This window comes from Rhodococcus sp. H36-A4, assembly GCF_027158005.1.
Classification (GTDB): Bacteria; Actinomycetota; Actinomycetes; order Mycobacteriales; family Mycobacteriaceae; genus Rhodococcoides.
Genome location: NZ_JAPVLQ010000001.1, coordinates 313,666 through 336,405 on the forward strand (window position 1 = coordinate 313,666; position 22,740 = coordinate 336,405).

The window sequence follows — 22,740 nt, forward strand, 5'->3', positions numbered from 1 at the left end:
TATGTCTCCTTGACGTTGCTGACGTGGAAGTCGATCGGTCGAGCTGCAGACAGCTCTCATGATTGCCGTGTTAGCGTACCAAGCAAGTGCTTGGTTGTTCAATCTGCCATTCGGCAACGAAATACGCTGAGCCTCCTCGATAGGATAATCTGCCAAGCAAGCGTTAGGTTAGGAGCCGAATGATCGAAGGACCGAGCACCACACCGGCAGCGCTCACTCGCGCCGCCGAGAACCATCCCGACCGTCTCGCGATCATCGACGGCGATTGCAGCCTGACCTTCGCCCAGCTGCACGAGCAGGTAGAAGCATTCGCTTCCTCGCTCATTGCCTCCGGGGTCGAAGCAGGTGCGCGCGTAGCGATCTGGTCGCCGAACACCTACCACTGGATCGTGGCAGCACTCGGTACCCATTGGGCAGGCGGCGTCGTCGTTCCCATCAACACCCGCTACACCGGCACCGAGGCCGCCGACATCATCGACCGCGTACACGCCGCGGCCCTCGTCGTGGTCGGTGACTTTCTCGGTACCGATCGACTCGATCGACTGCAGGAGGCCGCACCGGAGTTGCAGGTGCCGCTCGTCGTGCGAATCCCACTGAGCGGCACCGATCAACCGAAGCCCGGTGTCACCGACTGGGACGAATTCTTCGACGTCGGGACCGCTACGTCCCACGCAGAGGCCGACATCCGGAGCGCAGCGGTCGATGCCGAGTCCGTCTCCGACATTTTGTTCACTTCGGGCACCACCGGTCGCAGCAAAGGCGTGCTGAGCGCGCATCGTCAGCTCATGTCGGTGGCGCAGTCGTGGACCGAGAACGCCGCACTCACCGCAGAAGACAACTACCTGATCATCAATCCGTTCTTTCACAGCTTCGGATACAAGGCAGGTTTCGTCACCGCGCTACTCGCCGGGGCCACAGTGGTCCCGATGGCGGTGTTCGACGTGGAGGCAGTGATGGCCATCGTGTCCGAGCAGCGCATCAGCGTCCTGCCGGGCGCGCCGACGATCTACCAGAGCATTCTCGATCACCCCCGGCGCGCCGACTACGACATGTCCAACCTTCGAATTGCCGTCACCGGCGCGGCCCCGGTCCCGGTGGCTCTGGTCGAACGGATGCAGACCGAACTGTCGTTCGATGCCGTCCTCACCGCCTACGGCCAGACCGAAGCGGTAGTGGCAACGATGTGTCGCATCGAAGACGACCCGGTCACCGTCTCCACCTCGTCCGGACGCGCCACCGCAGGTTTCGAAATCCGGATCGGGGAACACGACGAGATCCTCTTGCGCGGTCCCAACGTGATGCTCGGTTATCTGGACGATCCCGAGGCGACGGCCAAGACCATCGACCCGGATGGATGGCTGCATACCGGCGACGTCGGAGTCCTCGACGACCGCGGCTATCTGGACATCACCGACCGCCTCAAGGACATGTACATCAGCGGCGGATTCAACGTCTACCCGGCCGAGATCGAAGCAATGTTGCTGCGACTTCCCGGGGTGTACGAGGCCGCCGTGATCGGTGTACCCGACGAGCGGATGGGCGAGGTCGGCCGCGCCTACGTCGTCCTGGCGCCCGGCACCGATCTGTCCGAGGCGGCGATCGTCTCGTTCTGCAAGGACAAGCTAGCCGGCTTCAAAGCACCCCGGTCGGTGCAGTTCACCGAAGTTTTGCCTCGGAATGCGTCGGGCAAAGTGCTGAAAAACGAATTGCGCGAAAAGAAATCGTGACCGAATAGCAGAAGCGTGAACGAAAAAGACCGGGAGGGTGGCAATTGCCATCCTCCCGGTCTTTTCGATTCACTCTCAGAATTCGATTTTCAGCCTGTCACTTACCGGGCGTGCTTGGCAGGCGAGAATGTATCCCTCTTCGATGTCGGCAGGATCGAGTATGGACGAATTCGCCATCTCTACTTCACCGTCGAGCACACGGCATGCACACGAACCGCATTCGCCCTCTCGGCACGAATACGGAACGTCGAGATTCTTGGACAACATCACGTCGACGAGCGTCGAGCTACGTGGCCAGATCATCTCGTGAGACTCACCGTCCATCTCGACCTCCACCGAAGCGGGTGCTGGCCCGTCGGTAGCGTCGAGTGCACTCAGCTCGTCGACCACCGGCGCAAAAGGGTCTCCGGTCAGTGAGACAAAAATTTCCGTATGAATCCTGCTTCGCGACGCACCGGCGGTCGTCAGCGACCCCTGGATGGCATCCATGAACGGCTTGGGCCCACAGATATATGCACGTCTGTCGATCCAATGCTGCGACAGCGTTGCCAGTTGGCCGACGGTGGGTCGCCCCTGCACCGATTCCAACCAGTGGACGATTGTCAGTCGATCGTCGAATTCGGCAGCCAACTCTCGTAGCTCCGCAGCGAAGATGACCGAGTTCTCGTCACGATTGGCGTAGAACAGCACAACCTTGCCATTGCCCTGGTCGAGAAGCGATTTCAGGATCGACATCACCGGGGTGATGCCGCTGCCTGCTGCGAAGAGCGCGACATCTTCGTCGAGGTCCACCACGGTGAACACCCCCGCCGGGGGAAGCACTTCGATGCGATCACCGACAGCGACGTTGTCGCACAGCCAGTGCGAACCGAAGCCACCGTCGGTGCGTTTGACCGTCACCTTGAGGAGTTCGTCGGTGAACGGCGAGCTCGCCAACGAATAGCAGCGCGCCACCGAGCCTTCGCGATCACTCGGAATCCGCAGCGTCAGAAACTGGCCCGGCTTGTACTTCAAGCGCTCCCGACTGTCTGTCGGTACGTCGAAGACCAACGAGCGCGCGTCCGTGGTTTCCTCTACTACGGCAGCAACTGTCACCACCACCGACCGTGAACTGTGCGGCGCCTCGACTAATGTCATCGCGTTCGTGCCCTTTCCGATGCGAAAAATATCCAGACTGACTATAGTTTCGCCTCGGAACAGGTTCAGCGCATTCCCGCTGTGCGAGACTCGGCAGGAAGAGAAATCATCCCCAGCGCGACTGTCCTCCGTCGAGAGGAATCGTGGCTCCGGTGAGGTAGCCGGCATCGTCGCTGACGAGGAACACCACAGCACGGCCGATATCAGCTTCCGGGTCGCCGACCCGGCCCAGCGGAATACTCTCGACGAACTCGGCTGCCTCCTCTGGATTCTTCCCCATCCACCGTTCCAGGGCCGGGGTCTTCGCGTGCGGGGCCACGGCCAGAACGCGAATTCGGTCCTCGCCCCATTCGCAGGCAGCCGACCTGGTGAGTGCGCGCATACCCTCCTTGATCGAAGCGTAGGCACCGTAGTTACTCGCGTCCCAGCGCACCGAAGCCGCAGTCACCATATTGATGATCACGCCGCCCCCACGCGCCTTCATATGTGGATGACACAGTTGCATCAAGCGCAGAGCCGCCAGGGGCCCCGATGCGAAAGATCTTTCGTACTCTTCGTCGACTATCGACAAGATCGGTCCGGGCTTGCAGTCGTTGGCATTGTTCACCAGGATGTCCACCGAACCAAGGGCACTCACCGTCTGTTCCACAGCGGCAACGATGTCCCCTCGATCTTTCACATTGCACACGACTGCTTCGCTACGGACTCCGATGTCGGTCAGCATTGCGCAGGTGTCGTGCAGTTTGCTTTCGGTGCGGCCGGCAACGGCAATCGACGCACCTTCCTTTGCCAACGCAAGTGCGATACCTTGGCCGATACCTTGACCCGCACCCGTGATGAGTGCAACCTTGCCGTCGAGCTTTCCCATTTTCACTCCTGATATCTAGAATTGAATTCTTCGGACTGCTCGTCCGCCGACCGTAACCGAATGCGTTCTGTTCAACAATCGGCATTTCACCGATTCCACCATCATCGAAAAAGGATTTACTGTGACTACCCCTCCAGCTTTCGACTTCTCCAACCGCAGCATCGTCGTCACCGGCGGCACCAAAGGTATCGGCTTCGAAATCGCCACGGCGTTCTTGGCTGCCGGCGCGGACGTAATGGTCTGTGGCCGCACAGTTCCCGAGTCGTTGCCGAGCTTCGACGGACGCAGCGCGACATTCCGTGCGACGGACGTCCGTGATCCAGCGGACGCCGCAGGATTGATCGATGACGCTCTCGCAGCGCACGGCCGACTCGATGTGCTGGTGAACAATGCCGGTGGCTCACCGGACGCCGATGCTGCAACCGTCTCACCACGATTCGTCGAGAAGATCGTGGCATTGAACCTTCTCGCGCCCTTCAATGTGTCGCAGGCCGCCAACGCGGTGATGCAGACGCAACCCGAAGGTGGCTCGATCGTCAACATCGGCAGCGTTTCCGCACATGATCCGCAACCCGGAACCGCCGCCTACAGTGCAGCCAAAGCCGGCCTTCTGGTGCTCACCAAGGCCCTTGCACTGGAGTGGGCCCCGAAAGTACGGATCAACCACATCACGACGGGCCTCATCCGCACCGACAGCGCCGCCGCGGTGTACGGCGACGATGGCGGTGCGGCTGTAGTCCGTACCCTTCCAATCGGCCGGATGGCCGTTCCCCAGGACATCGCCGGAGCGTGCTTGTTCCTCTCCAGCGAGTGGGCGTCCTACGTCAACGGAGCAGACCTCGCGGTACATGGAGGCGGGGAGTACCCCGCCCGTTACCTGGCAACCCATCCCTGACCTCGGTCGCTCATTCTCGCGAGTGCGAGTGGAACCGCGCACGGGCCCCGGCGATGACCGGCTGCCCGTCGCGGACCAACTCGAAGGCGGTGCTGTCGGGCTCGTCCCACGAAAGCAGGTCCGGTGAGTCTCCCGGGAAGAGAGGCGCTGCGAAACGCCCGCTCACGCTGGAGAGATCGGCCGGGTGGACACCGAGCCTGCGGGCCAGCGCGAGTGTGCTCGCCGCCAGAGTGCAGAGCCCGTGCATGATCGGTCGCGGCTGACCGATGGTCTCGGCCGCCTTCGGATCGATGTGGATATGGTGGCGATCGCCGGTGAGTCGGTACAGCGCAGCTTGATTTGTGCTGGTGCGGAGCACATCGGTCGAGGAGGGACTCTGCTCGGGTCGGGTCGTTTTCGCCGGTCCTCGCTCGCCGCCGAAGCCACCCGACCCCGGCGCGAAGATTGCCCAGGTTGCCACGAAGAACGGCGATTCGACCTTTACCTCGAAGACGGCCGCCGCACCCTTGTCCCACACCTCGCCCACCGATGCCTGCATGGTGATCGAACCGCTCGTGGGTAGCGGGGCGATGACCTCCATGCTTTGCGATCCGTGAAGTGCGGTGGTGGTATCGAAGCCGCCACGTGAGCCCAACTCGTCGGGCGCCCATTGTGCAAGGGTCAACGCGAAGGTGGGCAGAACACGAAGGTTCTTCTCGAAGACCAGGTCCAACTCGCCGGCCTCTGCTCCCACCGCCAGCGCATAGAGGATGGCGTCCTTCTCTTCGTAGGACACCGTCCGGGTGCCGAGATCCACGCCTTTCCACTGGTCCGGGGTCATGGGGATCTGTTCGGTCGGGCTCATTGCTCGCGTCCTAGGATCAGCCCACTGGTGGGCACGGCTGTACCGGCAGTGACCAGTACATTGTTCACTTCGTTCGGTTGGGTGGTCGACGTCCCACGCAGTAGACGCACAGCTTCGGCGATACCGTTCACACCGTGTAGGTAGGCCTCCCCGAGCTGACCACCGTGCGTATTCGTGGGCAAAGATCCGCCGATGTCGAGATTTCCTTCGCGAATGAAATCCTTCGCCTCGCCTCGCCCACAGAAGCCCAGTTCCTCGAGCTGCGGAAGCACCAATGGAGTGAAATGGTCGTAGAGGACAGCGGCGGAAATATCCGCCGGCTTCAACCCGCTCTGGCTGTACAACTGCTTCGCTACCACTCCCATTTCCGGAATGCCGGTGATCTCGGAGCGGTAGTAGCTCGCCATCATGTGCTGATCTCGACCCGACCCTTGCGCAGCACCTCGGACGATCGCCGGGGCATGCTTCAAATCCCGCGCACGCTCGGCAGAAACAATGACCAATGCCTGACCGCCGTCGGTTTCCTGGCAGCAGTCCAGCAAGTGCAGCGGCTCGGCGATCCATCGAGAATTCTGGTGATCTTCCAGTGTGATGGGCCGGTTGTAGAACCACGCGGCGGGATTGACCGCAGCATGTGCCCGGGCCACCACGGCGACGCGGCCGAAGTCTTCACTCGTCGCGCCGTATTCGTGCATGTAACGACGGGCGAACATCGCAACCCACTGAGCGGGAGTCGACAGGCCCTGCGGCGTAAGCCACGCGTACGCGGCCCGATCGGCCGTGCTGTCCATCGGCCGGTCGTGCTGGCCCAAGCCGTAACGCGTACCGGATCGCTCGTTGAATGCGCGATAGCAGACGACGACATCGGCGACGCCCGTGGCGACTGCCATCGCCGCCTGTTGCACGGTGGCACATGCGGCCCCGCCGCCGTATCCGATGCGCGAGAAAAACTTCAGTTCACCGAGACCGGTGTTGCGAGCAACGATCGCCTCACCGTTCGTCTCGGCAGTGAAGGTGGACAATCCGTCGACCTCGGACGGATCGATACCGGCATCTGCCAAGGCTGCAACGATGGCCTCGCAGGCGAGCTGAAGTTCGCTGCGCCCGGAATTCTTGGAGAACTCGGTGGCACCGATTCCGACAATGGCTGCAGCACCGGACAGTTGGTTGCTCATCGAGCACCCGGGGATTCGTACGCCACGGTCACAGTCCCGTTGACGTGTTCACCGAGACTGTTGCGGCCGCGCACTGTCACCACAATCGTGTCGCCGTCCTTGCTGGACACCGTTCCACTCAAATGCATATCGTCTCCAGGATAGTTGGGCGCCCCGAGCCGGACCTTGATTCTTCGCACGGTCGCAGCAGGGCCCGCCCACGCGCTGACGAACTGTCCCACCAGACCATTGGTGGTCAAAATGTTCATGAAGATGTCCTTCGACCCCCGCGCGACTGCCTGCACGGCGTCGTGGTGAACGTCTTGGAAATCGCGCGTCGCGAGCGCACCTGCGACGATCAGTGCCCGCGTGATCGGCACGACCGACTCCGGTAGTTCCTCTCCCACTACGCAATCACTCGATACTCGATCTCTCACCGCGGGGTTGCTCATGCGATGACCTCGACCCCGGTTGCCAAGAGGTCGCCGAGCCGGTTCAGATCGGACGCCGCGCCTCCCAGGGTGGCTCCGATCTGCTTGCCCCACAGCAGGTAGCGATGAATCGGGTACTCGGTATCCACCCCGATACCACCGTGGACGTGCTGTGTTCGGTGCACGACTCGCTGTCCGGCGTCGCTGGCCCACCATTTGGCGACCAACACCGACGTACCCGGGTCCTCCCCCGCCGACAGCAGCCAGGCTGCCTGCCAGAGGGTGACACGCATAGCCTCGAGGTCGATGTAACAGTCGGCGAGCTGGTGCGCCACCGCTTGAAACGTGGCGAGCGGTCGCCCGAACTGGACTCGCTCGTTCAGATACGCCACCGCCTGCGTCACTGCACTCTCGGCGACACCCAACTGAACTGCAGCCAAGGCGATTTCGACATAAGACTCGATCTTACCGACGGCACTGCCATCGGCTGCACCGAGAATATCGACGCGCGCACCCTCTGCGGTGATATCTGCACATAGTTCGTGTGTAGTGGATTCGTTGACCTGCTGGCTCACACCGTCGGCAGACGGATCCAACAGGAAGAGCGCAGGGCCCGAGGATGTTTCGGCAGAGACCACAACTCGTGCGGCGACATGTACCGACGGGACTGCAACTTTCGATCCCGTCACGCGCCAGACGCCGTCGACCTCTGCGGCGGTCATGGACGGTGCACCGCTACCGAAGGGACCGAAACCTTCGAGTCCGACCGTCAGCATTTTCGAACCATCGGTTGCGGCGGGAAGCCACTCGTTCTTCTGATTCTCGGTTCCGAACTCGTCGATGGCCAACGCGCTCACAAGGTGTGGCCACAGCGGGACCGGCGCAACCCGGCGCCCTTGTTCGACGAGCACGACGCAGAGTGCGGAGAAATCGAGGGCGCTTCCACCGAATTCTTCACTCACCGCGATACCGAGCACACCGGTGCGGCCGAGCTCGTCCCACAGGTCCCGATCGATCCGATCCGTAGAGGCCTCCACGGCCACGATTCGATCAGTGCTTGCGCGCGCTCCGAAGACATCGGCGGCAAGTTCACCGATCGTTCGCTGCTCTTCGCTGAAACTGAAATCCATCAGTGCTCCTGAGATGAAATAGGCCGGAAGGCAGGCAAAGTCAGATCCGAGTCGGCATCGATCCAGGTCAACTCGACGGCCATGTCGATGGTGACGTCCGCGGGCTCGATGCCGGTCATATTGGCGACCAAGCGAGTGCCCTCCTCGAGTTCGATGACAGCGACGATCAACGGATAGTCGAAGGCATCGATCTGTGGATGGTGGTTGACGACGAAGCTGTACACATGACCGCGCCCTGACGCGTCCACGGTGTCCCAGTCGGTGGATTGGCACTGTCCACACATCGGACCGGTCGGATGTCGAAGCACACCGCAGGACGCGCATCGCTGTATCACCAACCGGTGTTCGAGAGCGGCTGCGAACCAGAACGCATTGTCGTCGTTCAGCGCCGGACGAGGTCGCAGGGCGCGAGCAACGGCTTTCTGAGCCGGCCGGTACCGCAACGTACGCCACCGCTGCGTTCCGACGACCATGCCGTCGGTATCGCGATACGTCTTGAGCGTGGTGATGAAATGCCCGACGCCCAGCCCGGTCTTCTTTTCCTCGGAAATTGCTTCTACGACTTCCGACACCTGAAGATGGTCACCCGGACGTAGCTCCCGGAAGAACTCCATATCGGAATCGGTCGCGACCACCGAGGTGAATCCGGCCTCGTCGAGGATCGCGATCAGTTCGGTCCAGGTCGGCGAAGGGTCGACTCCGGACATCTTGTCCGTGTAGGACTTCATCGTCCACACCTGGAGCATCGCGGCGGGTGCAACCGAACCGTCGGCATGCTTTGGATCCCCAACCGTCGAGTCTCCGCCCCCCATGACCTCCGTCCAATGTCTGATCATCGGCGCATTCACCGGGTCCGGTCCGAGTGTCGGTGGGACCAATACCGCGCCCTCGAATTCGCGCAGGCGCGCGCTCACCTCGATCATGCGTTCCTCTTGGCGCGAACCAGGCCGAGGCCCATCGTGCCGACCATGTCGCGCAGGACTTCGTTGACCCCACCGCCGAAGGTGTTCACGACGGATTGCCTGGAGATTTGTTCGATCTGACCGCCGAGAACTGCACCGGGAGAACCGGGCCGAAGACGCCCCACCGCACCGAGGATGCCCTGCAGCGCGCGGTAGACCTCGATGTGCGTTTCCGTACCGTAGGTCTTGATGGCGCCCGCGTCCGCTCCGGACAAGGTGTCCTGTGCGACGGCAGCGGCCATCTTCCAGTTCATCAGCCGCATCGCCTCGAGCTTTGCGTGGGTGCGGGCGAATTCGATACGCACCCAGGGAATTTCGAGGGCACCGTTGTCTTGCGCCCAGTCGAATACCTGACGCCAGAGACCGAGGGTTCGGCCGCCGAGCGCGGCGAGGCCGATCCGTTCGTGATTGAGCTGCGCCGTGATGAGTTGCCAGCCACCGTTGATCTCGCCCACCACTTCGGCGTCCGTGATGCGAATATCGCTGTAGTACGTCGAGGTGACCATCAATCCACCGACAGTGTTGATGGGCGACCAGCTGAAGCCCTCGTCGTCGGTGGGCACGATGAGAATCGAGATTCCGCGATGCTTCGGCGCATCCGGGTCCGTGCGGGCTGCGAGCCACACATAGTCGGCCGTGTTGGCGCCACTGGTGAAGATCTTGTTGCCATTGACAACCCAGTCCTCACCGTCCCGGACTGCTTTCGTCCGCAGCGACGCGAGATCGGTGCCTGCCTCGGGCTCGGTGTAGCCGATGGCGAAGACGATCTCGCCCGCCAGGATGCCGGGCAGAAAGCGTTCTTTCTGCTCTTCGGTACCGAATTTCATCAGCGTCGGACCGACCGTGTTGACGGTGACGAACGGGAACGGCAATCCGGCCCGCTGAACCTCGTCGAAGAACACGAACTGATCCTCGGCAGAGCGTCCCTGGCCGCCGAACTCCACGGGCCAGCCGATTCCGAGCCATCCGTCTTTGCCGAGCAACCGCACTATTTCCCGGAAGTACTCGCCGCCGACCCCTTGCTCTCCGGCGACGCGTCGCTTCTCCGGCGGCAGCAGCTCTGCAAAATATGTGCGTAACTCCTGCCGGAGAGCGCTCTGTTCTGGTGTTTCCTTGAGATCCATCTCAATACTCCTCGTGCCTGACTCCGGCTGTCACTACCAATGGGTGGATCGACTCAGGCGGACAGGAACCGTCGACGCCCATAGGTGTCGAATTCCTTTTCCAACAGATCTTTGTCTTCTTCGGTCATCAACCGGTACTGAGGAGCCCCTCGACCCTCCCACCGGAAGATCAGGTCCTCGCAGCGCCAATTCTGCTGCTGCAGCTGGTTTTTGACGATTTTGTTGGAACCGGTCACGGGAAGGTTCGCCGAGACTCGAAGAAAGCGCGGCGCCGACTTGGTTCCCAGGTCGTCCTGCGCGGTGAGGAACGTTGCGAAGCCCGCGGCGTCGAAAGCCTCGACGTCGGGCACCTCCAGCGCAGCCATGACCTGATCACCCGAACGCGGGTCCGGCACCGAGTAGACACCGGTAGCGATGACGGATGGATACCGCCGACAGATGCGTTCGACCAACAGGGCCGAGGTGTTCTCACCGTCGACCCGAATCCAGTCGCCCTTGCGTCCGGCGAAGTAGATGAAGCCGTCCTCGTCTATGTAGCCGAGGTCGCCCGTCCAGTACCAGCCGTGCCGCAACCGGTCCGCGATCGCGCTCTCGTTCTTGTAGTAGCCCTCGAAAGCCGACGCGCCGGCCATATCGACCATCTCACCGATGGACTCGTCTGGGTTGAGAACCCGGCCGTACTCGTCGCACCGGGCGAGACCTTTCTTCTCACGCGTCTCGGGGTCCACGATTGCGATGTTCTTGTGAGCGGGACGACCGAGCGCGCCCGCCGGTGCATTCGGATCCAGAGTTACCGAACCGGCGCCTTCGCTCGATCCGTATCCCTCGAACAGTTCGGCTCCGAATCGCCGAACGAACTCCACCTTGTCCTCCGGGGACGCTTCGGTACCGAATCCTCGCACGAGTGTGTTGACGTGGTCGTCCTCGGATTCCGGCGTCGCCATCAGGTAGGCAAGAGCCTTCCCGACATACGTAAAGAAGGTCGCGCCGAAGAATCGCACATCAGGCAGGAATCCCGACGCGGTGAACTTGGGGGTCAAGCACACGACGGCGCCGTTGGCGAGAGCCGGAGCCCACAGCGCCATCAGTGCGTTGCCGTGGAACAACGGCATGCAGCAGTAGTCGACGTCGTCGCGCGAATGTCCGTACTTGGCCGAGTTGGTGTAGGCAAGCCTGGCAAGCCGACCTTGACTGCAGCGGACCGCTTTGGACGCACCCGTCGTCCCAGAGGTGAACAACAACAACATCAGGCTCGAACTGTCGACCGACGGTGATACTACCGGTGCCTCCTGCATCGAACCGGCGCATCTGTCCAGGTACTCGGGCTCGTCCACGAGGACGAAACGATCCGGTGTCAGGCCCAGATCCAGGCTGGAAAGCATGGACATACCGGCAGTGTCCGTGACGATCAACTGGCAGTCGACGTAGCGAATCTCGGCTTCGAGTTCCGCGCCCCGCTTGGTCGGGTTGATCCCGACGATCGTTCCACCGACCAGCGCCGCGCCACCGAGCCAGAACACGAATTCAGGGGTGTTCTCGAGCAGGACACCGATGTGGAACGGTCCGTCGACCCGCATCGACTCGGCCAGCGCACCCCGCGCTGCACTCTCGTGGACTACCTCGTGCCACGTCCAGTCCTGTTCGCGGGTTCTTAGTCCGTCGTGGTGATCGCCCAGTCGATCGAGAAGCATCTCCGCGATGGTCCCGCGATGCCCCTCGTCATCCAGCGCAAGGGTCTTCTCCTCGGAAGCCAAGTCCTGAGTCATGCGCACATCTCTGTCGTCGTTGTTTCGATGTTGCGGCTGCGCAGCGTGATCGGCCCGAATGTGGCCGGTGCCGAATGATCGACCTGCACGGTGGGCGAGTCGAGATCTATGGTCATAACTGTCCTCCAGGTCCGAATACTCCCGTAACGTATCGGCGGATGGTGACTGCCCGGGGGGGAGTCTCGCTCAGTGGCAACGACCGTCTGCCACTGAGCGCTACGTGCCATCTTGTGGCGGTACACCTGCCCGAGGACGAAAGGCCCTTTCGATGACCGCTTCTACTGATCCGCAGTTCTTCCTGGATCAAGTGATCACCCGGCTCACTGGCCCCGGCGGGAGGTTCGAACTGACCGAGGAGCCTGTCCTGGGTACCCGTATGCCCGTGATGAAGCACCGGACACGGGGAGTAGGAGAATTGCTGGCAGCGTCAGCGAAATGGGGTGAGCGAGACTACCTCGTCACCGCCGACCGCAGGATGTCGTACGCGGACCATATCGCCGCCGCTGCAGCATTGGCGACTGCTCTGCGCGAGGACTACGGGGTCGGCAAAGGCGATCGTGTAGCGATTCTTGCCGCGAATTCCATGGAATGGGTTGTCGCGTTCTGGGCGACCCAGTCGCTCGGTGCCATTACCGTTGCCCTGAACAGTTGGTGGGTTCCCCGCGAGATCGAATACGGCGTCAAGCACAGCCGGCCAAGTGTGATCATCGCCGACACCAAACGTGCTGACGCATTGGCAGCCGTCAACGTCGAGGTACCGGTACTGACGATGCAGGAAGACCTACCGAGGATCTTCGAGCAATACCGCGGTGCCGAGCTCCCCACCACCGTTGTCGACGAAGACGATCCCGCAGCCATCCTCTACACGAGCGGGACGAGCGGAAAGCCCAAGGGCGCTCTGCACTCGCAGCGGAATATTCTCGCAGTGGTCGATTACCATCGGTTCAGCGACGCCCTCGTCGCAGCCTTCAGCGGTGTCGAGTTCGATCCGTCGGTCCCGAGCGAGAAGAAGTACCTACTCACCTCGCCCCTGTTCCACATCGCCAGCCTTCACAATCTCGTGATCCCCCGCCTCGCAACCGGTGGCGCGGTCGTCATGAACGAAGGCGCCTTCGACGTCGACACCATCCTCGGTCTCGTCGAACGTGAGCGAGTGACCGACTGGGGCGCGGTCCCCACCATGGCTGCCCGTCTCGTCGAACACGGCAATCTCGATCGCTTCGATCTGAGCTCACTGACCTCGTTCGCACTTGCCTCCGCGCCTTCGTCGATCGCGTTCAAAGAACGCCTGCGCCAAGAGGTTCCGTTCGCCAAGAACTCCCTGGTGGACAGCTACGGTTTGACCGAGTGCAGCACGGCCATCGCCGTCGCTGCCGGTCCGGACCTCGAACGCCATCCCGGAACCCTGGGCCGACCCATCATCACTGTCAGCCTGGAAATCCGTGATCCGTTCGGCGAATGGCTTCCCGACGGCACCGAAGGTGAGATATGTGTACGTAGTCCCTTCGTGATGCTCGGATACTGGGAAGACGAAGCGGCAACCAAAGCCGCGATCTCACCGGGACGATGGTTGCGAACCGGAGACTTCGGGTTGATCGAGGACGGCAGACTTCGACTGACCGGCAGGCGGTCGGATCTGATCCTTCGTGGTGGAGAGAACGTCTATCCCGTCGAGATCGAGCAGTGCCTCGACGAACACCCTGACGTGCTCGAATGCGCGGTCATCGGAACACCGCACACCGATCTCGGCCAAGAGGTGTCTGCGGTGGTGGTTCTTCGACCAGGCGCTGTGCTCGAGGAAAGCGAACTGCGCGAGTGGACGGCGGAGCGGTTGTCGTATTACAAAGTGCCAACCCGCTGGCGAATCACCGGAGACAGCTTGCCCCGCAACGCAACCGGGAAGCTTTCGAGGCGCGACATCAGCGTGTAGGAGAAGTCACGACAACGGCGTCGCACCGGGTGAAAATCCGATGCGACGCCGTTGTCCTTTCCAGCTCGACCACTCGGCTCAGCGTGGACGTGGCACCGTTTTATCGATGAACAATCCCTCGACGGAAACGCATATTCGACCGTCCGCTGTCCTGATGTTGCCGACAGTGTTGATCTTGCGCCCGTCGACGGTGTCGAGCTTTGCAGTGACGGTGAGCGGCTCGAACAAAGGCGTCGGGCTATGGTAGCGAATGTTCAATTGTGCTGTCATGCCGGACTTTCCGGACCACGCATTGGCAACTCCCAGCGTGTGATCGAGCAGCAGTGCCGACACGCCTCCGTGCACGTGCCCCGGGGGGCCCTGGTACGCAAGCGTCAATTCGACGGTGCCTTCGACCGAGCCGTCGGACTTACCTTCCAGCACCAGCGGAGGGGCAATTGCATTTTCGAGACCGGTAACCGGATCGTGCCTCGTCACACCCTCGCCGTTCCACATGTCGATCAGCCGCTCTTCCACAGCGGGAGAGTGACTTTCCAAGTGCTGGGCGACACCGTTCAACTCCTCGGCTACCCGTTCGAGGTTGGCATTGCCGCGATCGGTACGCAGCAGCGCGTCGATCACTCGCCTGGCGGCCTCGGTGGCTCGATCGACGGCGGAATCACTGCGACCCGAGGTGAGCACCGTCCCTGAAGGGCTGGTGTCGTGAGTGGGGTGTGTTCCGGCGTTCACAGATCGCTTCCGTTCATGAGACTACTTTCATGGATGCGTGGGTCAGGACGGCTTGTCCGTCGCGCTCGGGAGAACTCGTGCGGAGAATCAAGAGTCCGTCTTCTTCCCAGACCGAGGTCTCGAGTGGTTCACCCGGATAGGTGGGCCCGGCGAAACGGACCGAGAAATCGCTGACTCGGCTCGGGTCGGAGTCCAACAGACGCTCGGTCACTGTCCTGCAGACGATCCCGTAGGACGCGAGTCCATGCAAGATAGGCCGATCGAATCCCACCGCGGCGGCGATGCTCGGGTCTATGTGCAGTGGATTGAGGTCACCGCTGAGGCGATAGAGCGCCGCTTGATCGGGACGGGTCGAAGATTGCAGAAGGTGATCCGGTTTCCGATCCGGCACGGCGTCAGTGGTGTCCGGTCCGGCCTCGCCACCGAAGCCGCCCTCGCCACGAGCCCAAATTTGCATCACCGTCGTGAACAGTGCACGGCCGTCATCATCGGTTGCAGCATGTTCGAGTTCGATCACTGCTGCCTTGCCCTTGTCCCAGATGTTCGCCACACGCGTCGTGATGCGGGCGCTGCCGGTCGGCGGTATCGGTGCATGTGCAATCAGCGATTGGCCGCTGTGCAGGAGCTTGCGCAGATCCACTTCGACGCCTGGCATCGCCAGACCGGTGCTCTTGGAGACACCCGCTGAAATACCACCTCCAGCAACCAGCGCGAAGGTCGGCAGCACACGTAGGTTTTTCTCGTACACCCAGCCCAGCTCAGCAGGGTCCAGTGGGTTCTCACCCGCGCCGACGCCGAGGTGATAAAGAATCACATCACGGTCGGTCCACGAGATCTCGCGCACTGTCGGCTCCGCCGCCAGCGCTGTTTCGAGGTCTATAGCCATTGAGGGTTCCTTCGATCTTTCGAGTGCGGTTGTCCGATGGTCACTTACCCGGCTCTGGATCCCGTGGCAGTCCTAGCAACCGTTCGCCGATGATATTGAGCTGAACATTGGTGGTACCGCCCGCTATCGACATGCACTGAGCGTTCAAGAACATGTGCTGTGCCGAACTTCTGGGCTGTTCGCCGACCAGAGACGACGGTCCGGCCCACTCCATCGCCACTTCCCACACCTGTTGAATGTGCTCCACGCCGATGACTTTTGCCACCGAGGATTCCGCCCCCGGCTGATCGCCTGCAAGTGTGCGCAGCGTCGTGCGCAATGCAAGCAAACCACCTGACTGGGCGTCGCACAGAACTTCGCCGAGGACTGCGGACTGCCCGGCATCGAGGCCGCCGGGCAGTTCTGCGGCGAGACTCAACAAAGCCTCACCGCCCGAACCGAGAGATGAATCGTTCGACAGCGAGACACGTTCGTTGGCAAGCGTTGTTCGAGCCAACTTCCAACCGTCGCCACTCTCCCCCACCAACATCTCGTCCGGCACGAACACGTCGTCGAAAAAGACCTCGTTGAACAACGATTCGCCGGTGATCTCGCGCAGAGGCCGGATATCGAGGCCCGGACTGTTGCGCATGTCCACCAGGAAGTAGGACAATCCCTTGTGCTTCGCCACCGATGCGTCGGTGCGTGCAAGACAGATCCCCCAGTGCGCCTCGCGCGCCATGGACGTCCAGACCTTTTGGCCCTGCAACCGCCAGCCGCCCTCGACCTTCGTGGCCTTCGTGCTCAATCCGGCAAGGTCGGAGCCTGCGCCGGGTTCGGAGAACAGCTGACACCAACGGATGTCACCGCGGAGGCTGGCCGGTACGAAGCGTTCGACCTGCTCGGGGTTGCCGTGCGCAATGAGCGTGGGAACGACCCAGTTGCCGATGATCATGTCGTAGGGAACGAGAGAGAACGACGCCAGTTCCTCGGCGATTACGAGTTGCTCGACTGCATCTGCCCCTCGACCCCATGGCGACGGCAAATGCGGTGCTGTGTAGCCCTTTTCAGCCAGCAGCCGAATGCGGTCGGTGTCTTCGGAATCGGCAATCGCGGCAAGCTCGGATCGTACCGTCGCGCGGACCTGCTCAGCTTCGGGCGGAAGCTCGACTTCGAGTGAACGCCGGGCCCCGGCGAGCGTCGCAGCCGTGACCCGCGAACGCCAGGAAGCGGTCGAGCCGAGCATGATCTGCAGAGTCTGCGCCCGCCGCAGGTAGAGGTGTGCGTCGTGTTCCCAGGTATAACCGATGCCGCCGAGGATTTGAATGCAGTCCTTCGTCAAGGAGAATGCAGTACCCGGCGCGGTAGCTCCTGCAACGGCAGCAGCCAGCGATACCTCCGCGGCAGACGCACCACCGTCTGCCGCACGAGCGGCGTCCCACGCACATACGCGTGCTTGCTCGCTACGAATGAGCATGCGTGCGATGCGATGCTTGACGCCTTGGAATTGACCGATGACCCGGCCGAACTGGCGACGCGTTCGCGCGTAGTCACCGGCCGTGCGTACCGCCCAGTCCGCGACACCCGATGCCTCGGCGGAGAACAGAGTTGCCGCAAGATCCAATACCCGCTGGGCATCGATCGATACGACGTCGCCGGGTTCGAGCGACACACTGTGTGCTGTCACAGTTGCGTTGCGTCGCACCAGGTCGTAGCTCTCCACGGCTGCGACCTCGAGGCTGCCTCGAGGCACCACGACGAATACCGTCCTATTGTCGTCATCCAGTGCCGCCAACAAGAAGAGATCGCCGACCTGACCACTCATGACGAAGTCCGACGCCCCGTCGAGCACATGCCGATTCGCCTGCGAACTCAGGCGCAACGAGCCGGGGTGCAGCGAGATCGCGCCTATCGTCGAGCCGTCTGCCAACCCAACGAGCTCCTCGCTGCGACCTGTCTCGTCGAGGACGGCACTGAGAAGGACGGTCGAGAGGAACGGCCCCGGAACCAAAGCTCTACCGAGTTCCTCTGCTACCACGGCAGTTTCACTCAATCCGCAACCAGCGCCGCCGACTTCTTCCTTCAGATGAAGGCCGAGTACGCCGAGCGCGGCCAGTGAGCCCCAGAAGGCGGGCGGCTTCTCGGTATCGGCATCGACTGCACTACGCAGGACATCGGGGGTGACGGTACGGGATGCCCATGCGCGAACCGCATCGGTGAGGTCCCGTGCGTCTTCGGTCAGTGCCATGGTCATGAAAGGTCTCGGCTCTCTCGTCGGTGGGATGCGCGCTTATCTGATGCGTTCGATTATCGTCGCTGTGGACTGAGCACCACCGGCACACATCGTCACCAGCGCGGTGGACTTGTCGGAGCGTTCGAGCTCGTGCAACGCCGAGGTGATCAAACGAGCTCCGGTCGATCCGACCGCGTGCCCGAGCGCTATGGCGCCACCGTTCACATTCACCTTCGACATGTCTGCGTTATGAACCTGAGCCCAGGACAACACCACCGACGCGAAGGCCTCGTTGATTTCGACGAGATCGATGTCGGCAAGCGACATCTTGGCACGCTCGAGCACGAGTGCGGTGGACTCGATTGGACCATCGAGATGGTAGTAAGGGTCCGAGCCGATCATGGCGGACGCCAGAATTCGAGCACGCGGACGAACTCCGAGCTCATGCGCCCGTGCCTCGCTCATCAACAGCACTGCGGCGGCGCCGTCACTGATCTGCGAAGAGTTACCGGCGGTATGAATCTGGTTGGGCATCACGGACGAGAGTCCGGCGAGGGCGGCCGCGCTCGTCTCACGCAGCCCGCCATCACGTTCCACACGGACGCTCTCGCCGGTAGGGGCACCGTCCTCGCCCAGTACAGGAACATCGACCGGGACGATTTCGCGCTCGAACACCCCGTCTGCCCACGCGCGGCCGGCCCGCTGCTGCGAGCGAAGACCCAACGCGTCGGCGTCCTCCCGCGTGATCCCGCGAAGCTCGGCGATGCGTTGCGCCGAGGTGAACTGGTCCCCCATGTCGATGGTCCAGTCGGGGGGGTACGGGTTTCCGGTGTCCGGAGTGGCGGCTTGTCCGAGAAAGACCCGGCTCATGACCTCGACGCCGCATCCGATGCCTGCGTCGATCTGGCCTGATGCGATAAGTCCGGCGACGATGTGTATTGCTTGTTGGGACGATCCACAGGCGCAGTCGATGGTCGTCGACGCGGTGCCATAGGGCAATCCGGCGTGGAGCCATGCCTGCCGAGTCACATTGTTCGACTGTTCGCCCGCTTGGGTGACGCAACCGCCGACGACCTGACCCACGCTCGCAGCCGGGACGGAAGATCGGTCGAGAACTGCGCGCTGCGCCACGCCGAGGAGTGTGGCGGGATGCACACCGGACAGGGCCCCTCGGCGACGTCCGATAGGTGTTCTGGCCGCCTCTACGATCACCGGGGTGTTCTGAGCAAGCATGTCGACTCCTCGAGACATTACCGCCGCGCGAGGCGACGTCGATTTCTGAAATGTATTCTATTTTTTACGATACTGCACTGCACTCGATCAGTTCGGGGTGCACCGTTCAGCGAGGCGACAGGTCTACGAGAAGCAGATCGCATCCTTTACGGATGTCCTTCTCGGCGTCGAGAATCGACACGCGTCCGTTGAGACAGGACTGAATGACACCGAACCACAGTTGCACGACCAAGCGAAGCGCAGTCACGTCCGATTCAGTGGGCATTTCGATACCAGCAGACTCGAGCAGCAGACGCTGGAACGCCCCATCCGCCTTTCCTGCATCCGGCACGGCAGCGACGTTGGCCGTCGTCGTGGACTGGATCATGGCCGCTGACAGCAGTGGCCGGCGCAACAACCCACGCGTCGCGCGAACCAGTACGTCGTACACCGCGTCGCTGGGCAGCGCTGCAGCCGATGATCCTTTGGCGAAGCCCGAACCCATATGGTCGATCTGATCGACCATCACCGCGACGAATAGATGAGTCTTCGACGGGAAGTATCGGTACAGCGTCCCGATGGCAACGCCCGCCGCCTTGGCGACGTCGTGCATCTGAACGCGCGCGAGTTCTTTCTCGGCACCGAGTGCTGCCGCTGCCTGAATGATGCGGACATGCCGGGCGTGCTGCTCGACCGAACTCGGCTCCGCGGCGTCTCGAACTTCGGCGATTCTCGGCACTCTCGATCATCCCTCCCCAGACTTCCCACGCTGGTCCGACGCACCCGGTAGGTCACCTTAGATCTTGACATCTCGCCTCGGATTCTTCGAATATTGCCCACTCAGTGAGACCCGACCACACCCGACCGGGGAAAGTACTGTTGCGTGGTCCACCGCGCCTTCGTGTATTTCGACCCGCCCGCATGTCGAAGTACACGCATCATCATCGCGGGCAATTCGAACGGAGAACATCACCATGCACGAGTCGATCGAGTGCGATGTCCTGGTCATCGGTTCGGGCGGCGGCGCCCTGACCGGCGCATATTGCGCCGCAGAAGCCGGGCAGGACACGCTGGTCCTCGAGAAGACACCACTACTCGGTGGTACGTCCGCCTACTCCGGTGGAGCCGTATGGCTTCCTGGCACCGCAGTGCAGGACCGCGCGAACATCGGTGATTCGACGGCGAAGGCACGCGAGTACCTTCGTGCTGTCGTGGGCGACTACGAAGTCGATCGGCAAGAGGCATTCGTCTCGACGGCACCCGACGTCGTCGATCTACTCGAGAAGAACCCGCATATCGAATTCGAGTGGCGTCCGTTCCCGGACTACTTCCGCGCGCCCGGCCGAATGGATTCCGGACGAGCGATCAACGCACTCGACATCGAACCCTCCGCCGTCGGCGATCTGCTCGAGCGCGTGCGCCCCGAACTCGATGCAGATCGTGACGGAGCACCGCACCCCGAGGGCAAGCTCGGCGGTGGACGTGCCCTGATCTCTCGCCTGTTACTGGCTCTGGAGAGCACAGGTAACTCTCGTGTACTGACCGAGACTGCGTTGACAGAGCTGATCGTCGAGGACGACGCAGTAGTCGGCGCACTGGCGACCGGACCTGATGGAAAGACACTGCGCATTCTCGCGCGTCGCGGCGTCCTGATTGCCGCAGGCGGCATCGAAAAGGATCAGCCACTGCGAGATGCAGAGTCGATGCCGGGTCTCGCGCGATGGAGCATGGCGCCGGAGGGCTCGAATACCGGCGATGCGATCCAGGCAGCGGTCCGTGTCGGTGCAGAGACCACATTGGCCGGTCAAGCGTGGTACTGCCCCGGTGTCGCATTGCCGGATGGGTCGGCAGCATTCATGGTCGGTGTCCGCGGCGGACTGCTCGTCGACGACGCCGGCAAGCGTTATCTCAACGAGTCGCTTCCGTACGACCAGTTCGGTCGTGCAATGATCGAGCACGGCAGCGAGCGGTCGTATCTCGTATTCGAGGCCACCGACAGCGGCGCTGTCATTCCGACCATTTCGATTCCGTCGGTATCCGCGGACGCTCATTTCGAGGCCGGTACGTGGGTCACTGCCGACACGATCGAAGAATTGGCCGCACTGATCGAGGTTTCCCCCGAGGTCCTTCGCAGCACCGTCGACCAGTTCAACGAATACGCGACAACCGGTATCGACGAGCAGTTCCATCGCGGCGAGGACCCCTACGACAAGTTCTTCTGCCGGCCCGTTCCCGAACTGCCGAATGCGGCCTTGACGCCACTGAAGAAGGGGCCGTACGTCGCCGCACGCATTGTGTTGAGCGACTTGGGAACCAAGAGCGGAGTGCGCACCGACGTCGACGCTCGGGTACTGCGTGAGAACGACACCCCGATCGCGGGCCTCTACGCGGCTGGAAACACCAGCGCCTCGCTCAGTGGCGCGAAGTATCCAGGCCCGGGCGTGCCGCTCGGCACCGCCATGGTTTTCGCCTACCGAGCAGTTCGCGCCATGCTGTCCTGATCAGACGAGATTGTCCTCTACCGGGAGGCCGAACGCGCCTTGGCCGAACAACGCCAAAGCACGTTCGGCCTCGTTGGCCACGTGGACACTTCCGGCGTGGACATCGCGCCACGCCCGTTCGATCATATTCCCGCGGTACAACGAGTGGCCCCCTGCCGACTTGAACAACAGGTCCATCGCCTCCACCGCACGCTCGGTCGCTCGCACTTGATCACGTCGCGCACGCAGACGCATCGACATCGGTAGTTCTTCGCCTTCGAGCGCCAATTCCCACAATTCGCGAACATTGCGCTCCAACTGCAGGATCGCCGCATCGATCTCCGACGATGCGCGGGCAATGGCGACCTGCGCGAACTGATCGTGCACGAACCTCCCGCCGCCGAGGCTCAGACGCACCCGCTCGCGCATGTTGGCGAGATAGCGTTCGTAGCACCCCGCCACGATTCCGACTCCGGGCGAGGCGACCGCAGTGGTGAAGATAGTGGCGAACGGAAGCCGGTACAGCGGTCCTCGGTTCACTTTCTGGCCCGCACCGCGAAGTTGCGCAGTTTCGTAGTTGCTCTTGGTCCGATGCTCGGGGACGAAGCAATCGACGACACCGATCTCGTTGCTGGCGGTTCCTCGCATTCCCATCACGTCCCACACATCCCGGATGCGGTAGTCCGAGCGGGGAACCAGGACGGTGAGAAAGTCCAGCGGGCGCCCCTCCTCGCCCACCACGATTGCACCGAGCAGCGCCCACGACGCGTGGTCGCATCCGGAGGAGAAATGCCATTCCCCACTGAGTCGATACCCACCTTCGACAGGGTGCAGCCTCCCGACCGGTGCGTACGCGGAAGAAACGAGCGCGCCGTCGTCGGGTTCCCACACATCGCTCTGCGCTCGATCGTCGAAGAGAGCGAGATGCCACGGGTGAACTCCCAGGACGGAAGTCAACCACCCGGTGGATCCACAGGCCCCCGAGATCATCCGAACCGCTTCGAAGAATTTCGCCGGATCGGACTCGGTACCGCCGTACCGTTTCGGTTGAAGCAGCCTGAAGACCCCAGTCTTACCCAGCTCGTGAATCATCTGGTCCGACACACGTCCGGTTTCATCGACCTTGACTGCTGCCTCGGCGATCGTCGGCAGTAGATCGCGGACAGCTCCCAGGACGTCGGTAGTCATACTCGAACGATAATCCGGTTCCGCAGCCGTCGAGCGAATGGGTCGCTGATCGAGAGCGCGAATTC

General features: G+C 62.2%; 19 protein-coding genes. 4 read left to right on the plus strand and 15 right to left on the minus strand.

Features of this window, described 5'->3' with window-relative positions; translation table 11 throughout:
• Positions 1 to 179 precede the first annotated feature (179 nt).
• Positions 180 to 1,727 (plus strand): FadD3 family acyl-CoA ligase, encoded by a 1,548-nt coding sequence (locus O1W68_RS01440; RefSeq protein WP_269301113.1) that lies wholly within the window; start codon positions 180 to 182, stop codon positions 1,725 to 1,727.
• Positions 1,728 to 1,802: 75 nt separating this feature from the next.
• On the opposite strand, the gene O1W68_RS01445 is transcribed toward O1W68_RS01440, so the two are convergent.
• Complete coding sequence (locus O1W68_RS01445) at positions 1,803 to 2,864, minus strand: ferredoxin--NADP reductase (RefSeq protein WP_269301114.1); 1,062 nt, start codon at positions 2,862 to 2,864, stop codon at positions 1,803 to 1,805.
• A gap of 106 nt (positions 2,865 to 2,970) precedes the next feature.
• Positions 2,971 to 3,732, minus strand: coding sequence for an SDR family NAD(P)-dependent oxidoreductase (locus O1W68_RS01450; RefSeq protein WP_269301115.1), 762 nt, complete (start codon positions 3,730 to 3,732; stop codon positions 2,971 to 2,973).
• 121 nt (positions 3,733 to 3,853) lie between these two features.
• Here O1W68_RS01450 and O1W68_RS01455 point away from each other — a divergent pair, with 121 nt between their 5' ends.
• Entirely contained in the window at positions 3,854 to 4,627 is a 774-nt protein-coding gene (locus O1W68_RS01455) for an SDR family oxidoreductase (protein ID WP_269301116.1), read from the plus strand.
• A 10-nt stretch (positions 4,628 to 4,637) separates the two neighbouring features.
• Here O1W68_RS01455 and O1W68_RS01460 read toward each other — a convergent pair whose 3' ends face one another.
• From O1W68_RS01460 to O1W68_RS01490, 7 genes are read right to left on the minus strand one after another with little or no spacing between them, the layout of a single operon-like run.
• Entirely contained in the window at positions 4,638 to 5,471 is an 834-nt protein-coding gene (locus O1W68_RS01460) for a MaoC/PaaZ C-terminal domain-containing protein (protein WP_269301117.1), read from the minus strand.
• Positions 5,468 to 6,646 (minus strand): lipid-transfer protein, encoded by a 1,179-nt coding sequence (locus tag O1W68_RS01465; protein ID WP_269301118.1) that lies wholly within the window; start codon positions 6,644 to 6,646, stop codon positions 5,468 to 5,470. The genes O1W68_RS01460 and O1W68_RS01465 overlap by 4 nt, the downstream gene beginning before the upstream one ends.
• Positions 6,643 to 7,077: a MaoC family dehydratase gene (locus O1W68_RS01470; RefSeq protein ID WP_269301119.1), complete on the minus strand. Its 435-nt coding sequence runs from the start codon at positions 7,075 to 7,077 to the stop codon at positions 6,643 to 6,645. The genes O1W68_RS01465 and O1W68_RS01470 overlap by 4 nt, the downstream gene beginning before the upstream one ends.
• Entirely contained in the window at positions 7,074 to 8,186 is a 1,113-nt protein-coding gene (locus O1W68_RS01475; RefSeq protein WP_269301120.1) for an acyl-CoA dehydrogenase family protein, read from the minus strand. The genes O1W68_RS01470 and O1W68_RS01475 overlap by 4 nt, the downstream gene beginning before the upstream one ends.
• Entirely contained in the window at positions 8,186 to 9,109 is a 924-nt protein-coding gene (locus O1W68_RS01480; RefSeq protein ID WP_269301121.1) for a Zn-ribbon domain-containing OB-fold protein, read from the minus strand. Before O1W68_RS01480 ends, O1W68_RS01475 begins: the two co-directional genes overlap by 1 nt.
• Entirely contained in the window at positions 9,106 to 10,272 is a 1,167-nt protein-coding gene (locus tag O1W68_RS01485; RefSeq protein WP_269301122.1) for an acyl-CoA dehydrogenase family protein, read from the minus strand. Before O1W68_RS01485 ends, O1W68_RS01480 begins: the two co-directional genes overlap by 4 nt.
• Before the next feature lie 53 nt (positions 10,273 to 10,325).
• A complete protein-coding gene (locus O1W68_RS01490; RefSeq protein ID WP_269301123.1) occupies positions 10,326 to 12,038 on the minus strand; it encodes an AMP-binding protein in 1,713 nt (570 codons plus the stop codon).
• Positions 12,039 to 12,306: 268 nt separating this feature from the next.
• On the opposite strand from O1W68_RS01490, the gene O1W68_RS01495 reads away from it, so the two are divergent.
• Complete coding sequence (locus O1W68_RS01495) at positions 12,307 to 13,968, plus strand: class I adenylate-forming enzyme family protein (RefSeq protein ID WP_269301124.1); 1,662 nt, start codon at positions 12,307 to 12,309, stop codon at positions 13,966 to 13,968.
• Positions 13,969 to 14,046: 78 nt separating this feature from the next.
• Here the strand turns inward: O1W68_RS01495 and O1W68_RS01500 are convergent, their stop codons facing one another.
• The 5 genes from O1W68_RS01500 to O1W68_RS01520 all read right to left on the minus strand — a co-directional run bounded on the left by O1W68_RS01500 (position 14,047) and on the right by O1W68_RS01520 (position 19,746).
• Positions 14,047 to 14,697 carry a PaaI family thioesterase gene (locus O1W68_RS01500; protein ID WP_269301125.1) on the minus strand — a complete coding sequence of 217 codons (651 nt, stop codon included), beginning with the start codon at positions 14,695 to 14,697 and terminating at the stop codon, positions 14,047 to 14,049.
• Between the two features lie 13 nt (positions 14,698 to 14,710).
• Positions 14,711 to 15,583: a MaoC/PaaZ C-terminal domain-containing protein gene (locus O1W68_RS01505; protein WP_269301126.1), complete on the minus strand. Its 873-nt coding sequence runs from the start codon at positions 15,581 to 15,583 to the stop codon at positions 14,711 to 14,713.
• A gap of 40 nt (positions 15,584 to 15,623) precedes the next feature.
• Positions 15,624 to 17,816, minus strand: coding sequence for an acyl-CoA dehydrogenase (locus tag O1W68_RS01510; RefSeq protein ID WP_269301127.1), 2,193 nt, complete (start codon positions 17,814 to 17,816; stop codon positions 15,624 to 15,626).
• A gap of 36 nt (positions 17,817 to 17,852) precedes the next feature.
• Positions 17,853 to 19,028 carry a steroid 3-ketoacyl-CoA thiolase gene (locus O1W68_RS01515; protein ID WP_269301128.1) on the minus strand — a complete coding sequence of 392 codons (1,176 nt, stop codon included), beginning with the start codon at positions 19,026 to 19,028 and terminating at the stop codon, positions 17,853 to 17,855.
• Positions 19,029 to 19,134: 106 nt separating this feature from the next.
• Complete coding sequence (locus O1W68_RS01520; RefSeq protein ID WP_269301129.1) at positions 19,135 to 19,746, minus strand: TetR family transcriptional regulator; 612 nt, start codon at positions 19,744 to 19,746, stop codon at positions 19,135 to 19,137.
• 235 nt (positions 19,747 to 19,981) lie between these two features.
• Here O1W68_RS01520 and O1W68_RS01525 point away from each other — a divergent pair, with 235 nt between their 5' ends.
• The gene (locus tag O1W68_RS01525) at positions 19,982 to 21,508 is read left to right on the plus strand and encodes an FAD-dependent oxidoreductase (protein ID WP_269301130.1); all 1,527 of its coding nucleotides are present in this window, start codon (positions 19,982 to 19,984) and stop codon (positions 21,506 to 21,508) included.
• Here O1W68_RS01525 and hsaA read toward each other — a convergent pair whose 3' ends face one another.
• The gene (gene hsaA, locus O1W68_RS01530) at positions 21,509 to 22,675 is read right to left on the minus strand and encodes a 3-hydroxy-9,10-secoandrosta-1,3,5(10)-triene-9,17-dione monooxygenase oxygenase subunit (protein WP_269301131.1); all 1,167 of its coding nucleotides are present in this window, start codon (positions 22,673 to 22,675) and stop codon (positions 21,509 to 21,511) included. It abuts the gene before it with no gap.
• Positions 22,676 to 22,740: the final 65 nt, after the last annotated feature.